At 73.9% G+C, this 12,437-nt stretch carries 15 protein-coding genes; 6 read left to right on the top strand and 9 right to left on the bottom strand.

Annotated elements, in window-relative coordinates; all coding sequences use genetic code 11:
- Window positions 1-101: 101 nt before the first annotated feature.
- From NCC78_RS17765 to NCC78_RS17740, 6 genes are read right to left on the bottom strand one after another with little or no spacing between them, the layout of a single operon-like run.
- Window positions 102-1,640 carry a SpoIIE family protein phosphatase gene (locus NCC78_RS17765; RefSeq protein WP_250795741.1) on the bottom strand — a complete coding sequence of 513 codons (1,539 nt, stop codon included), beginning with the start codon at window positions 1,638-1,640 and terminating at the stop codon, window positions 102-104.
- 2 nt (window positions 1,641-1,642) lie between these two features.
- Window positions 1,643-3,007 (bottom strand): sensor histidine kinase, encoded by a 1,365-nt coding sequence (locus NCC78_RS17760; RefSeq protein ID WP_250795739.1) that lies wholly within the window; start codon window positions 3,005-3,007, stop codon window positions 1,643-1,645.
- Entirely contained in the window at window positions 3,004-4,023 is a 1,020-nt protein-coding gene (locus NCC78_RS17755; protein WP_250795738.1) for a SpoIIE family protein phosphatase, read from the bottom strand. The genes NCC78_RS17760 and NCC78_RS17755 overlap by 4 nt, the downstream gene beginning before the upstream one ends.
- Window positions 4,020-4,439, bottom strand: coding sequence for an ATP-binding protein (locus NCC78_RS17750; protein WP_250795737.1), 420 nt, complete (start codon window positions 4,437-4,439; stop codon window positions 4,020-4,022). The genes NCC78_RS17755 and NCC78_RS17750 overlap by 4 nt, the downstream gene beginning before the upstream one ends.
- A complete protein-coding gene (locus NCC78_RS17745) occupies window positions 4,436-4,849 on the bottom strand; it encodes an STAS domain-containing protein (RefSeq protein ID WP_250795735.1) in 414 nt (137 codons plus the stop codon). Before NCC78_RS17745 ends, NCC78_RS17750 begins: the two co-directional genes overlap by 4 nt.
- Window positions 4,849-5,709, bottom strand: coding sequence for an STAS domain-containing protein (locus tag NCC78_RS17740; protein ID WP_250795734.1), 861 nt, complete (start codon window positions 5,707-5,709; stop codon window positions 4,849-4,851). The genes NCC78_RS17745 and NCC78_RS17740 overlap by 1 nt, the downstream gene beginning before the upstream one ends.
- A 164-nt stretch (window positions 5,710-5,873) precedes the next feature.
- Here NCC78_RS17740 and NCC78_RS17735 point away from each other — a divergent pair, with 164 nt between their 5' ends.
- A complete protein-coding gene (locus NCC78_RS17735) occupies window positions 5,874-6,233 on the top strand; it encodes an STAS domain-containing protein (RefSeq protein WP_250795732.1) in 360 nt (119 codons plus the stop codon).
- 10 nt (window positions 6,234-6,243) lie between these two features.
- Here NCC78_RS17735 and NCC78_RS17730 read toward each other — a convergent pair whose 3' ends face one another.
- Window positions 6,244-7,494 (bottom strand): MFS transporter, encoded by a 1,251-nt coding sequence (locus NCC78_RS17730; protein ID WP_250795740.1) that lies wholly within the window; start codon window positions 7,492-7,494, stop codon window positions 6,244-6,246.
- Window positions 7,495-7,895: 401 nt separating this feature from the next.
- On the opposite strand from NCC78_RS17730, the gene NCC78_RS17725 reads away from it, so the two are divergent.
- The 4 genes from NCC78_RS17725 (at window position 7,896) to NCC78_RS17710 (ending at window position 9,998) form a co-directional block, all read left to right on the top strand.
- Complete coding sequence (locus tag NCC78_RS17725) at window positions 7,896-8,597, top strand: FadR/GntR family transcriptional regulator (protein WP_250795731.1); 702 nt, start codon at window positions 7,896-7,898, stop codon at window positions 8,595-8,597.
- Between the two features lie 39 nt (window positions 8,598-8,636).
- Window positions 8,637-9,110, top strand: a complete 474-nt coding sequence (mscL, locus tag NCC78_RS17720; RefSeq protein ID WP_250795730.1) for a large conductance mechanosensitive channel protein MscL — start codon at window positions 8,637-8,639, stop codon at window positions 9,108-9,110.
- Between the two features lie 81 nt (window positions 9,111-9,191).
- A complete protein-coding gene (locus tag NCC78_RS17715; protein WP_250795728.1) occupies window positions 9,192-9,440 on the top strand; it encodes a hypothetical protein in 249 nt (82 codons plus the stop codon).
- A 183-nt stretch (window positions 9,441-9,623) separates the two neighbouring features.
- Entirely contained in the window at window positions 9,624-9,998 is a 375-nt protein-coding gene (locus NCC78_RS17710; RefSeq protein WP_250795727.1) for a hypothetical protein, read from the top strand.
- Between the two features lie 126 nt (window positions 9,999-10,124).
- Here the strand turns inward: NCC78_RS17710 and NCC78_RS17705 are convergent, their stop codons facing one another.
- A complete protein-coding gene (locus NCC78_RS17705) occupies window positions 10,125-11,444 on the bottom strand; it encodes a benzoate/H(+) symporter BenE family transporter (RefSeq protein ID WP_250795726.1) in 1,320 nt (439 codons plus the stop codon).
- 204 nt (window positions 11,445-11,648) lie between these two features.
- Between NCC78_RS17705 and NCC78_RS17700 the strand changes: the two genes are divergently transcribed.
- A complete protein-coding gene (locus NCC78_RS17700) occupies window positions 11,649-12,101 on the top strand; it encodes a hypothetical protein (protein ID WP_250795725.1) in 453 nt (150 codons plus the stop codon).
- Between the two features lie 125 nt (window positions 12,102-12,226).
- Here NCC78_RS17700 and NCC78_RS17695 read toward each other — a convergent pair.
- A partial coding sequence (locus tag NCC78_RS17695) for a response regulator transcription factor (RefSeq protein ID WP_250795724.1) occupies window positions 12,227-12,437 on the bottom strand: 211 nt, incomplete at its 5' end.

Here is a 12,437-nt window from a genome sequence, read left to right as displayed (position 1 = left end):
GTGAGACACGGCCCAGCGCGGTGAGACACGGCCCAGCGCCGTGAGACATGGCCCGGCGGGGAGAGGCGCGGCCCGGCGGGGAGAGGGGCGGCCGGGCTGGGTCAGCGGCGGCGGAGGGCGACGACGGCGACGTCGTCGTTGATCTCGGGCGGTGCCAGCTCGACCAGGAGGCGCTGGCAGAACCGGTCCAGGTCGTCGTCGACCCGCGCGGCGGCCGCCGCGAGTGCGGCCAGTCCATCGTCGATGGTGGTGTCCCGCCGCTCGATCAGACCGTCGGTGTAGAAGACCAGGGTCGCCCCGGCGGGCAGCACGAACTCCAGGTCGGGCGGTCGTTGCGCGCGCACCCCGAGCAGCGGGGCGGAATGCTGCACGAACTCGACCTTGCCGTCCCGGCTGAGCAGGGGCGGCAGGTGGCCGGCGCTGGCCAACCGGACCTGGCCGGTGGGCGGGTGCAGCAGCAGCACGCAGATCGTCGCCAGCTCGTTGGGGAGCAGGACGCGCATCAGCTCGTTGACCCGGTGCAGGATCTCGCCCGGCTGGTGCCCCTCGACGGCGTACGCGCGCACCGCGTGGCGCAGCTCGGCCATCACGGTCGCGGCGTGCAGCGAGTGGCCGGCCACGTCACCGATCGCCAACAGGAGGTGCCCGTCGAGCATCACCAGCTCGTAGAAGTCGCCGCCCACCTCGGTCTGGGCGCTCGCCGGCTCGTACCGCACGGCCAGGTCGAGCCCGTTGATCTCCGGGATCCGGCGGGGCAGCAGGCTGCGCTGGAGCGTGACGGCGATGCGGTGCTCCTCGTCGAAGGAGCGTTGCGCCTCCACCGCCGCCGCCACCGCCTGCGCGAGCTGCACCAGCACCGGGGTGCGGGCGGTCTGGGTGGCGGTGGGCACGACGACGTAGAGCGGCGCGCGGTCCTCGCGCAGCCGGGCCGCGGCCACCGTCACCGTGTCGCCGGCCGGCCAGTCCACCAGGCCCCAGGCGGCCGGGTCGGACACCCGGACCCTCGCCCCGGTCGGCACCCCGCTGTCGTCGACGACCCACGGGACGATGGCGGCGCCGGCACCGGGACCGGTCGCGACCCCGGCCAGACAATCGCCGTCGAAGGTCTCGGCGATCACCACGGCCGGGCTGTTGAAGATCTGCGCGGCGCCGGTGACCGCCGCCTCCAGCAACCGCGTGAAGTTCGGCGCCGCGTGCACCGCGACCGTCGTGTCGGCGAGCCCGAGCAGCCGTTCGGCGAGCAGCTCAGCCCGCCGCCGGGCCTGGTAGTAGCGCAGCACCGCACTGGCGGTGGCAACCAACTCCTCTGGCTCGATCGGCTCGGCCAGGTACGCGTCCGCCCCCCGGGTCAGCCCCTGCGCACGGTCCACCACGTCCACCGCGTGCGCGGACACGTGGATCACCGGCATCGCCGGGTGCGCGGCCTTGATCCGTTCGCAGACCTCGAACCCGCTCAGGTCCGGCAGCCGTACGTCGAGCACCACCAGGTCGATCGGGTCCACCCCGACCCGGGCCAGCGCCTCGCCGCCGGTCTCCGCCTCCAGCACCGTGAACCCGGCCCGGGAGAGCCAGCTGACCAGCAGGTACCGCTTGGTCCGACTGTCGTCGACCACCAGCACTGTCGCCGGCCCGCCCTCCACCGTCACGCTCCGCCCACCGGCAGGGAGACCGTGAAGGTGCTGCCCCGGCCGGGCTCACTCGACACCTCCAGGGTGCCCCCGAGCAGCGTCACCAGTCGCCGCGCGTACGGCAGGCCCAGTCCGGTGCCGCCGACCCGGGTCTTCCCCGGTACCTGGTAGAACTCCTCGAAGATCCGCTCGTGCTGCTCCGGCGCGATGCCCAGCCCCGTGTCGGAGACGGAAAGCCACCAGCGGTCGTCCCGCCGCTCCGCCCGCAGCCGGACCTCGCCGTGCTCGGTGAACTTGAGCCCGTTGTGCAGCAGGTTGCGCAGCACCTGGCCGAGGAGCACCTCGTCCGTGCGCAGGGTGGCCGGAACCGGCGGCTCCTCCACCACCAGCTCGACGTCCGGCCGGGTGGCCAGCGCCCGCAGCGTGCCGCGCAACTGGCCGAAGAGCGGCCGCAGGTCCACCTCGGCCCAGTCCGGCTCGATCCGCCCCGACTCGGCCTTCGCCAGATCGAGCAGCTCGTTGACCAGCGACAGCAGGTCGGCGGCCGAGGAGCGGATCAGCCCGACCTGGCGGGCCTGCTCGGCGGTGAGCGGGTCGGAGGCGGAATCGGACAGCAGCCGGCCGAGCCCGATGATCGCGGTCACCGGCGCCCGCAGCTCGTGGCTGACGTTGGCCAGGAACCGGCTCTTCGACTCGCTCGCCGCGCGGAGCTGGGCGGACTTCTCGTCCAGCTCGGCGTAGAGGGCCACCACGCCGCGGTTGGTCTCCTCCAGCTCCTCGGTCAGCTGGTTGTAAAGCGCCATCACGCCGCGGTTGGTCTCCGCCAGCTCCTCGTTCAGCACCGCAAGCTCGTCGCGCTGGCTGCGTACCTCGTCGAGCGCCGCGATCAGCTGGCCGTTCTGCACGGTCAACTCGTCCAGCGCGCTGCCCGGGGCGTTCCGGCCGAGCTGCGCGCGCAGCTCGGCGAGTTGCTCCGGGGTCAGCGGCTGCGCGGTGACCGGGACACGTCGGGACATCCTCACGACCGTATCCCCCTCTCCCGTCACCACGCCCAACGAGTCCACCAACCGTGCCACCGCGCCTGACTGCGGCTCGTACCGCCCGCCCGGCAGCGGACCGACCGGGGCGAGTTCCACCCTCAGGTGGCGTCTACCGTCAACGGCGTCGTCGGCGAGGGAGAACGTCACGTCCGCCCCGCCGGTCGCCCGTAGCAGGTCCCGTGCCACCTCGCTGAGCGCGGTGGCCATCCGTACCTGGTCCTGGTGCTCCAGCCCCACCCCGGCGGCGACCTCCCGCCCCCGCTGCCGGACCACGAAGATGTCGTGCTCGACCCGCAGCACCATCTGCAGCAACGGCACCGGGCCGGTCCGGCCGGTCATGTCCACGCCCGGGTGACCACCACGCACGCGTCGTCGCGGCGGACGCCGGCGTCGCGCAGCACCGTCGCGGCCACCACCACGGGTGACCGGTCGACCAGACCGGGGTGGTCGTCGAGCTGCCAGCGGTCCACCACACCGTCACTGTGCATCACGAGCAGGGCGTCGTGGTGGAAGGGGTAGTCGTACTCGCGGACCGGGGGCCGCTGGTGCCCGGCGATGCCGGGCAGCGAGACCAGCCCCCGGCGGCGGCCGTCCGCGGTGACCACGGCGGCGGAGATGTTGCCCAGGCCCGAGTACCGCAGCACTCCCGCCGCGGGGTCCGGCTCGGCGACGGCCAGCGCCGCGCCCCGGGTGTGCGACATCGCCCGGTGCAGATGCTGCACGACGGTGGCCGGCGGCCCGGCCGGCGCCCGGCGGAACGCGTCGAGCGCGGCGTCGGCGGCGGCGGAGGCGAGCGGCCCGTGCCCCAGGCCGTCGCAGACCAGCACCTGGCGCCGACCCTCGACGATCCGCCAGGCGTACCCGTCGCCGCTGACCGACTCCCCGGTCAGCGGCCGGGTGAGCCCGCCGACCCACGGCCGCTCCCACTCGCCGCTCCGGCCGGGCCAGACCTGCACGGCGAGGACGGTGCCGCGGCCCGGAAAGGAGTAGCCGTCGAACCAGCTGGCCTGCCGGACGATGGCGCCCAGGCCGATGCCGAGCGTTCCGGTGGTGGAGTGCCCGTCCTGGGAGGAGACGGTCAGGTCGGCCATTCCCGGCCCGGAGTCGATCGCGATCAGCTCCACGCCGGCCTCCTGCTCGCCGCGAGCCGGCCGGAGCAGCAGGGACCCGTCCTCGGCGTGCTTGACCAGGTTGCTGGTCAGCTCGGCGGCGACGATGGCCAGGTCCGCGGTGCGGGACTCACCCAGGCCGAGCTGGGCGCCGAGTCGCTCGGCGGCCCGGCGGACCGCGCTGGCCGCGCTGCTGCTCTCCACCCGGAACCAGACGCCCCGGTCGGAGACCGGGTCGTCGCTCATCGGGACCACTTGGTGACCGTGATACGGGTGCCCTCACCCACCGCGGTCCGGATGTCGAACTCGTCGACGAGGCGGCGCGCTCCGCTGAGCCCGAGCCCCAGCCCGCCGCCGGTGGTGTAGCCGTCGGTCAGCGCGAGGTCGAGGTCGGCGATGCCGGGGCCGGTGTCGGCGAAGACGATCCGCACGCCCTTGCGCCGGCCGTTGTCCGCCGTGCTCACCTCGACCGTGCCGCCGCCGCCGTACACGAGGGTGTTGCGGGCCAGCTCGCTCGCCGCGGTGACCACCTTGGTCTGGTCGACCAGCGAGAGCTTGACCGCCACCGCCACCGTACGCACCAGCTGCCGGACGCGTACCACGTCCTCGTCGCTGCGGATCGCCTGTGCCTGAGGCTGGCCCAGGTCGACGCCCGTGGTCACGACGAGGCCGTCGTATCGGCGTCCGCTTGGTCGTCGAACGCAAGGTCGTGCTCGTCGGCGCGGGCGGCCGCGATCAGCTCCATGCCCCGCTCGACGTTGAGCGCCGTGCGGATGCCGTTGAGCGAGAGCCCCAGCTCGACCAGGGTGATGGCGACCGCGGGGCGCATTCCGACGACGACCGTCTCGGCGTCGAGCACCTTGGAGATCGAGGCGATGGTGGAGAGCATCCGCCCGACGAACGAGTCGACGATGTCCAGGGCGGTGATGTCGATGATCACGCCGTGGCAGCCGGTGGCGACGATCCGCTCGGCCAGGTCCTCCTGGAGCTGCACGGCCGTCTGGTCGGACATGTCGGTCTGGATGGAGACCAGCAGGATGTCACCGATCTTGAGGATCGGCACCCGCTCCATCACGCCTCCCGGCGGTGCTGGCGACGGCCCGTCTCCACCCCGCTCAGCCGCAGGACGTGCCGGAGCGCGTCGGCGAGGCTGGCCTTGGTGGCGATGTCCCCGAACTCGATGCCGAGCGCGACGATGGTCTGCGCGATCTGCGGGCGGATGCCGGAGATGATGCAGTCGGCACCCATCAGCCGGGCGGCCACCACGGTCTTCAGGATGTGCTGGGCGACCTGGGTGTCCACCGCGGGCACGCCGGTGATGTCGATGATCGCGTACGGGGAGCCGGTGTCGACCAGGGTCTGGAGCAGCCGCTCCATGACCACCTGCGCCCGGGCCGAGTCGAGGGTGCCGACCAGCGGCACGGCGACGACGCCCTCCCAGAGCTTCACCACCGGGGTGGAGAGCTCCAGCAGCTGCTCCGCCTGGTCGGCGATCAGGCTCTCCCGGGTGCGGACATAGCTCTCGAAGGTGAACAGCCCCATCTGGTCGACCAGCGCGGCGAAGGCCACGTAGTCGCGGAGGGCGCCGCCATCGCTCTGGTCCTCCATGAGGTCCAGCAGGACGTCCTTGAGCGCGAAGACGCTGACCGCGGTCTCGGTGGCGGAGAAGCCCTGCCGGGCGCGACCGCGGGACAGCTCGCTGAGCACGGCGCGCAGCTCGGAGGCCTGCTCGGAGTCGAGGTCGATGACGCCCTGCTCGCTGGCGACGATCATGCCTCGGTGCAGGTCCTGCACCTGTCGACGCAACTCGGCCTGACTGAGCCGGCCGCGCATCGACCCGGCGATCGCCTCCGTCCAGCGCTGTGTTACCTGCTCCTCGTGGCGGGTCAGCAGACCGGCCAGTCGACTGCTCTGCTCGGCGCTCAGCGCCATGGGCAAACCCCTCTCGACCTGGACCGGCGGACTCTATCACCGGGAGTGGGTCAACTACTTGCCACGGGGCAACGGAATGATGCCGGCCACCGGATACCGCCTCCCGTTCTGCGTATCACCCCGATCGTGGGATACCGTTTCTCCGATAACAGGAGGTCTGGCGAATGTCCTTGACGGTGCACACGGAACAGCGCGGCGACATGGTTGTCGTGTCGGTCGCGGGCGAGCTGGACATGGCGACCGCACCGCAGTTGCAGGACCAGATCACCGACCTGCTCGACAAGGGCCGCAGCCGGCTCGTCTTCGACCTGGCGGACGTCTCGTTCTGCGACTCGACCGGCCTGTCGGTGTTCGTTCGCGCGAAGAACAGCTGCGACGAGGCCGGCGGTGTGGTGCGGCTGGCCGCCCCGCAGCGGGGGGTGCTCCGCATCCTGGAGGTCAGCGGCCTCGTCGAGGTGCTGCACACCTACCCGACGGTGGAGCAGGCCGTGGCGGGCGAACCGACGCCGGCTTCCTCCTCCTGACCGTTTCTCCTCACGCCTCGTCCTCGATGTGCCGGGGGCGGGCGATCACCATGCCCGCGCCGGTCTGCACGGCGAGCGCCACCAGCAGGAAGCCGATCGGCGCGGTCCACCCACCGGTGGCCTCGTAGAGGATGCCCACCAGCAGCGGTCCGAGCGCGGCGATGACGTAGCCGGTGCTCTGCGCGAACGCCGACAGCGCGACGGTCCCCTCGGCGGTCCGGGCACGCAGGCCGATGGTGGTGAGGATCATCGGGAACGCGCCCTGCCCGATCGCCAGCAGGGCCACCCAGAGCGGTGCGGGGCCCTGCGGCGCGAGGGCTAGACCGAGGTAGGCCAGGGTCGACGCGGCGGTCAGCGTGAGCACCAGGGGGCGCAGCGTCCGCAGCCGACCGGCCAGCGTCGGCATGATCAACGCGATCGGCACGCCGAGGGCGGTCACCCCGGCGAGCAGCAGCCCGGCCGTCTCCGGGCGGTGGCCGGCGTCCCGGAACAACTGGGCCAGCCAGCCCATGATCGCGTACCCGCTGAGCGACTGCGCGCCGAAGTAGACGGCCATCGCCCAGCCGAGCCGGGTGCGGCCCGGCCGGATGCGGATCCGGGGCGTGACGGCCGCCGTCGGGGTCGCCCGCCGCGCGGCGGCGCGGGCCCGCAGCGCCAGCGGCACCCACGGGAGTACGGCCACCGCGGCCAGCGCGGCCCAGACGCCGAGGCCGGCCCGCCAGGAGCCGAAGGCGTGCGCGACCGGCACGGCGGACGCCGCGGCCACCGTCGTGCCGACGGTCAGCGCCATGGTGTACGCCCCGGTGACCAGCCCGGTGCGGTGCGGGAAGTGCTGCTTGACCAGCATCGGCAGCAGGATGTTCGCCACCGCGATGCCGGCCAGCGCCAGCGCGCTGGTGAGCAGGAAGACCAGGGTGGAGTCGGTGACCACGCGCAACACCTGACCGGTGGCGAGCGCGAGCATCGCGACCACGAGCACCCGGGCCGGGGCGACCCGGCGGACCAGCCACGGGGTGAGCGCGCCCAGTGCGGCGAACGCGATCGTGGGCAGCGTGGTGACGAAGCCGGCCGTCGCTCCGGAGAGCGCCAGCCCGTCGCGTACCTCGTCGAGCAGGGCGCCGAGGCTGGTGACCGCGGCGCGCAGGTTGAGCGCGACCAGCAGCATGCCGACCAGCACCAGCGCACCGCCGGTGGCCGGGTGCGCCGCCCGGGCCGATTCGGCTCCCGCCGTCGCCGGGGCGACCGGCTGACGCGCGCCCAGGGGCCCTGCCGGCTGGTGCGGCCTTCCCGGGTTGGCCAGGGGCTCTGCCGGGTGCGCCGACTGATAGCGCGTCCGGCCGGGGCTGGCGACCGGCCCTGCCGGGCACGCCGACGCGGGCGTGCCGGGCGGGATCCCCACCGCCGCGGGGGCCAGGCCCGGGGTGACGGACGGCGCGTCCACCGCTGCGAGCGCCGGGCCCGGGGTGACTGGCGGCGCGTCCACCGCTTCGAAGGCCGGGGCCGGGGTGACCGGCAGCTGGCCCACCGCTGCGAGGGCCGGGCCCGGGGTGACGTCGGCGATGGGCGCCGGAGTACCGGTGCCCGCCGTCGTGGCGGTGGGTGGCGGGGTCATGTGGTCGAACCTACAATCATGGGATGAATTTCTGGCAGGGGTTGTAACCAGTGCCACCGTCGGCTGATTCCGCCTCCGTGCCGCCCCGTGGACAGCGGGTGCGACAGACCATCGAGCAGCTCAGGGAGCGGATCCTCGCCAGCGAGTGGCCGGTGGGCGGCCGGATCCCCACCGAGCCGCAGCTGGTCGCGGCGCTCGGCGTGGGGCGCAACACGGTCCGCGAGGCCGTCCGGGCACTGGTGCACGCCGGGGTGCTGGAGTGCCGGCAGGGCTCCGGCACGTACGTGGTGTCGACCGACGAGCTGGCCCCGGTGGTGGCCCGCCGCCTCACCGAGGACCGGATGGCCGAGGTGGTCGAGGTGCGCCGCGCCTTCGAGGTCGAGGCCGCCCGGCTCGCCGCGCTGCGGCGTACGACCGGGGACCTGGCGGCGCTGGACGGCGCGCTCGCCGCCCGCGAGGCGGCCTGGCGCGCGGGCCGGGTCGCCGAGTTCGTGGAGGCCGACGCCGCGCTGCACACCGCGGTGGTCGCCGCCGCGCACAACGGCATGCTCGCCGAGCTGTACGCCTCGGTCGGCGCGGCGCTGCGCAGCACCGTCGCCCAGGCGATGGGCGACGCGCTGGAGCCGGAACGCTACGTGGACCACTCCCGGCTGGTCGAGGCGATCCGGGCCGGCGACCCCGGCCGGGCGGCGACCGAAGCCGGCGCCTTTCTGGAACCCGCGCCTTTTTCGGAGCCGCCCGGCGGGGCATAGGTTGTGCCGGACGGAAAACCGGACACCTCGGGAGTACGGATGCTCAAGGGCTTCAAAGACTTCATCATGCGCGGAAACGTCGTCGACCTGGCGGTCGGTGTCGTCATCGGCGCCGCCTTCACCGGCGTCGTCACCCAGCTGACCAAATCGTTCCTGGAACCGCTGGTCCGCGTCCTCATCGCGCTGATCACCGGCAGCAAGAACGGCCTCACCGGCTCGACGCCGACGTTCCGGGAGATCCCGTTCGACTGGGTGGCGTTCGTGAACGCGCTGATCACCTTCCTGCTCACCGCGGCGGCGCTGTACTTCCTGGTGGTCTTCCCGATGAACCGGCTGGCCGAGCGGCGCCGACGCGGCGAGGAGCCGCCGCCGAAGGCGCCGAGCGAGGAGGTCAAGCTGCTCACCGAGATCCGGGACGCGCTCGTCGCCGCCGGACACAACACCCCCGTTCAGCGGCGCGGGGCCCTGGACGACGTGCTCGGCCGCCGGGAGGAACCGCCCACTCAGCGCTGAACCCGGCACACGCACATCGGCCCCTGTGGGATTCCCGCAGGGGCCGCGCATTCTCGTACGTATGTTCGATAGAGTCCCGCCATGGAGCAGCGAAAGCACTGGTGGAACGGGAAATGGGGCCGGCTGGCCCGGCGGGACGTCTTCCTCCGGTCGGACGCCGACCGGTGGCACGTCGAGCAGCGCGCCGGCGGTGCCGAGGGCATCTCCCAGTTCTACGAGTACGCCAGCGTCGAGGAGGCCGAGGAGACGGTCCGGGCACTGCTCCAGGGCGCCGACACCTGGCGCGAACTCTCCCCCCGCCCCCCGAGCGGCTGGTCCACCGAGGCCTGACCGCACCCACTTCCCCGCTCCCGGCTCCGGCTCCGGCTCCGGCTCCGGCTCCGGCTCCGGCTCCGGCTCCGGCTCCGGAGATCTTGGACGATTTCGGCCCCTGTAGGGGCCGTTCTTCACCAAGATCTCCGCCGGCCAACCGGGTGGCGTTTAGCCGGCGCGCGGGCCGGGAACCGCGCCTGGATGAAGCAGCAGGGCACCGAGCAGCAGACGGCCATCTCCCGGGTCACCACCGGCATGCGGGTGATCGACGCCGCCGGCACCGAGGTCGGCACCGTCGACCTCGTCCAGCGGGGTGACCCGAACGCGGTGACCGTGCAGGCGCCCACCGCCGACCCGGGCAGCAGCCTGGACGAGTTGATCGAGTCGACCGCGGTCGAGGAGCCGGACGTACCGGCCGACCTGGCTGCCCGGCTGCTGCACGGCGGCTACCTGAAGGTCTCCACCGAGCTGGTCCGGACCGGCGCGGTCTACGTACTCGCCGACCAGATAGCCGCCGTCACCGACGCCCAGGTACGCCTCGACGTCCCGGCCGCCGACCTGTCCCCGGAGGAGTGACCGGCCCGAGGTGGATGCCACGGCCGCGACGGTCGAGGCGAGAACCGGCAGCAGATCTGGGTCGGGCCGGACACCACCCCCGTCTCACCGGATACGCCGAGGTCGGCGCAGGGTCGCCCGGGTCGGTCAACGGACGGCGGGTCGGCTGCCGGCGTCCTGCCCCGTCTGTGCGGGCAGCTCCACAGGCTCCGAACCACCCGACTGAAGGCGGGGACGGTCCGAGTCCGGGCGGCGACGGTCCGAGTCCGGGCGGGGATCATCCGAATCCGGGCGGGATCCGGTCGAATCCGGGCGGGAGCCGGCCGGGCGGCGGCGGAAGAGCAGGAGCATCAGGGCGCCGGCGACCAGGCCCCAGAACGCGCCACCCACGCCGAGCAGGGCCACGCCGGAGGCGGTCACCACGAAGGTGACCACTGCGGCCTCGCGGGCGTCCGCGTCGGCCAGCGCCGAGGTGAGCGCGGTGGCCAGCGCGCCGAGCAGGGCCAGGCCGGCGACCGCCTCGATCAGCACCGGCGGGGCCAGTGCGACCAGCGCGGTGGCCACCCCGGCGCTCAGCCCCAGCAAGGCCAGCCCGGCGCCGGCGGTGACCGAGGCGACCCAGCGGCGGTCCGGATCCGGGTGGGCGTCCGGGCCGGCGGCCAGTGCGGCGGTGATCGCCGCGAGGTTGACCGCGTGCCCGCCGGCGGGCGCGGCGAGCACGCTGGTCAGGCCGGTGGCCCGCAGCGCGGCGCCGAACGGCGGCCGGTAGCCGTAGCCGGCCAGCACCGCCATCCCGGGCACGTTCTGCGCGGCCATGGTGACCAGGAAGAGTGGCAGCGCCAGGCCCACCAGGGCGGAGACGCTCCAGGCGGGCGCGGTCAGCTCGACCACGGGGAGCAGTCGTGCGCCGCCGAGGCCGCCCGCCGGGGCGGTCAGCGCGATCGCCGCGACCGCGACCACCAGCGCGCCCGGCACCGCCCAGCGGCGGGCGAACCGGTGCAGCAGCAGCCACGCCACCACCACCGGGGCGGCCAGCCGGGGCACCTCCACCAGCGCGTGGACCGGCGCGGTGCAGAGCGGCAGCAGGACCCCGGCGAGCATCGCGCCCGCGATCGGCTTCGGGATCGCCGCGACCGCCCGTCCGAGCGCCGGAAAGAGCCCGGCGGCCACGATCAGCACACCCGAGACGAGGAACGCCCCGACGGCGACCGGCCAGCCGCCGGGCACCGGACCGGTGGCGACCAGCAGCGCCGCGCCCGGGGTGGACCAGGCGATGCTCATCGGCAGCCGGTGCCGCAGGCCCAGCCAGACGGCGGAGATCCCGGAGGCGACGCAGAGCGCGAGCAGCCCCGAGGCGGCCTGCGCGTCGGTGGCCCCGACCGCCCGCAGGCCGGCCAGCACCACGGTGAACGAGCTGGCGAACCCCACCAGCGCGGTCACCACGCCGGCCAGCACAGGTTGCAGCACCGCACCCACCCCCGCCCTCCCCGTTGCCCGTCGCGATGAACGGTAACGGTGGCCCGGCTGGCGAAAGCCTCGGTACCGGCGACCTGGCGGGTGTGACGTGCACTTCACCGGTGGGCGGTCACGGCAATGGGAACCGGCGGATGCGGATGGACGTCCCACAGGTTGTCGACCGCGTACGCGGTCCGCACACCCGGGGGGAGTCGCATGAGAGCACCGGTCATGCCGGCGGTGGCAGCGCTGGCGCTGTCGGCGCTGGTCGCCTGCACCACCGCCGACGCACCGACCAGCCCACCGGGCCGGCCGACCGGAACCGGGCCGACCGGAACCGGGCCGACCGGAACCGGCACCACCACCGGCCCGACCGGGGCCGGGCCGACCGGGGCCGAGCCGACCGGGGCCGGGGCGAGCGCGGTGCCGTTCACCCTCTACACGCACTGCGGCATCGACGAGGCGTACCACCAGGGCCGCTGGTACGAGGCGGTCCAGCCGCTCTCCGACGGCAGCGGCAACCCGCCCGCGGGCTGGGGCAACCCGACACAGCGGGGCACCATGCGGGTGATCTCCGCGACCGAGGCGGAGTTCCGCCACCCGTCCGGGCAGGTCGTCGGGTTCCGGTTGCGCCCGGACGCCACCGGCCCGAAGCGGATCTGCTCCTGACCACGTTCGGCCCGGGCGGCCCCTCGGCCGTCGACCACCGTCGCCCAGCCGTCGACCATGGCCGCTGAACCGTCGACCGTCGCCCAGCGGTCGACCACGGCCGCTGAGCCGTCGACGGCGGGCGCTCAGCCGTCGACCGGGGCAGGCGCCGGCAGCCGCTGCTGCACCGCCCAGATCGCCGCCTCGGTACGCGACGCCGACCCGGTCTTGCGCAGCAGGTTGGACACGTGCACCGTGACCGTCCGCACCGAGATGCCGAGCGCCCGGGCCGCCTGCTTGTTGGACATCCCGGCGACCAGGCAGCCGAGCACCTCGATCTCCCGCCCGGTCAGCTCC

It is taken from the genome of Micromonospora phytophila, assembly GCF_023656545.1.
GTDB classification, from domain to species: domain Bacteria; phylum Actinomycetota; class Actinomycetes; order Mycobacteriales; family Micromonosporaceae; genus Micromonospora; species Micromonospora phytophila.
Note: the sequence above shows the minus strand (reverse complement) of the source record. Positions and strands in the feature narration are given on the sequence as shown.

Coding starts and splice junctions, on each gene's coding strand:
- NCC78_RS17735 (WP_250795732.1), top strand. CDS start 5,874: ATGTCCTTGACGGTGCACACGGAACAGCGCGGCGACATGGTTGTCGTG.
- NCC78_RS17745 (WP_250795735.1), bottom strand. CDS start 4,849: ATGGAGCGGGTGCCGATCCTCAAGATCGGTGACATCCTGCTGGTCTCC.
- mscL (WP_250795730.1), top strand. CDS start 8,637: ATGCTCAAGGGCTTCAAAGACTTCATCATGCGCGGAAACGTCGTCGAC.
- NCC78_RS17700 (WP_250795725.1), top strand. CDS start 11,649: ATGAGAGCACCGGTCATGCCGGCGGTGGCAGCGCTGGCGCTGTCGGCG.
- NCC78_RS17710 (WP_250795727.1), top strand. CDS start 9,624: ATGAAGCAGCAGGGCACCGAGCAGCAGACGGCCATCTCCCGGGTCACC.
- NCC78_RS17760 (WP_250795739.1), bottom strand. CDS start 3,007: ATGACCGGCCGGACCGGCCCGGTGCCGTTGCTGCAGATGGTGCTGCGG.
- NCC78_RS17755 (WP_250795738.1), bottom strand. CDS start 4,023: ATGAGCGACGACCCGGTCTCCGACCGGGGCGTCTGGTTCCGGGTGGAG.
- NCC78_RS17715 (WP_250795728.1), top strand. CDS start 9,192: ATGGAGCAGCGAAAGCACTGGTGGAACGGGAAATGGGGCCGGCTGGCC.
- NCC78_RS17740 (WP_250795734.1), bottom strand. CDS start 5,709: ATGGCGCTGAGCGCCGAGCAGAGCAGTCGACTGGCCGGTCTGCTGACC.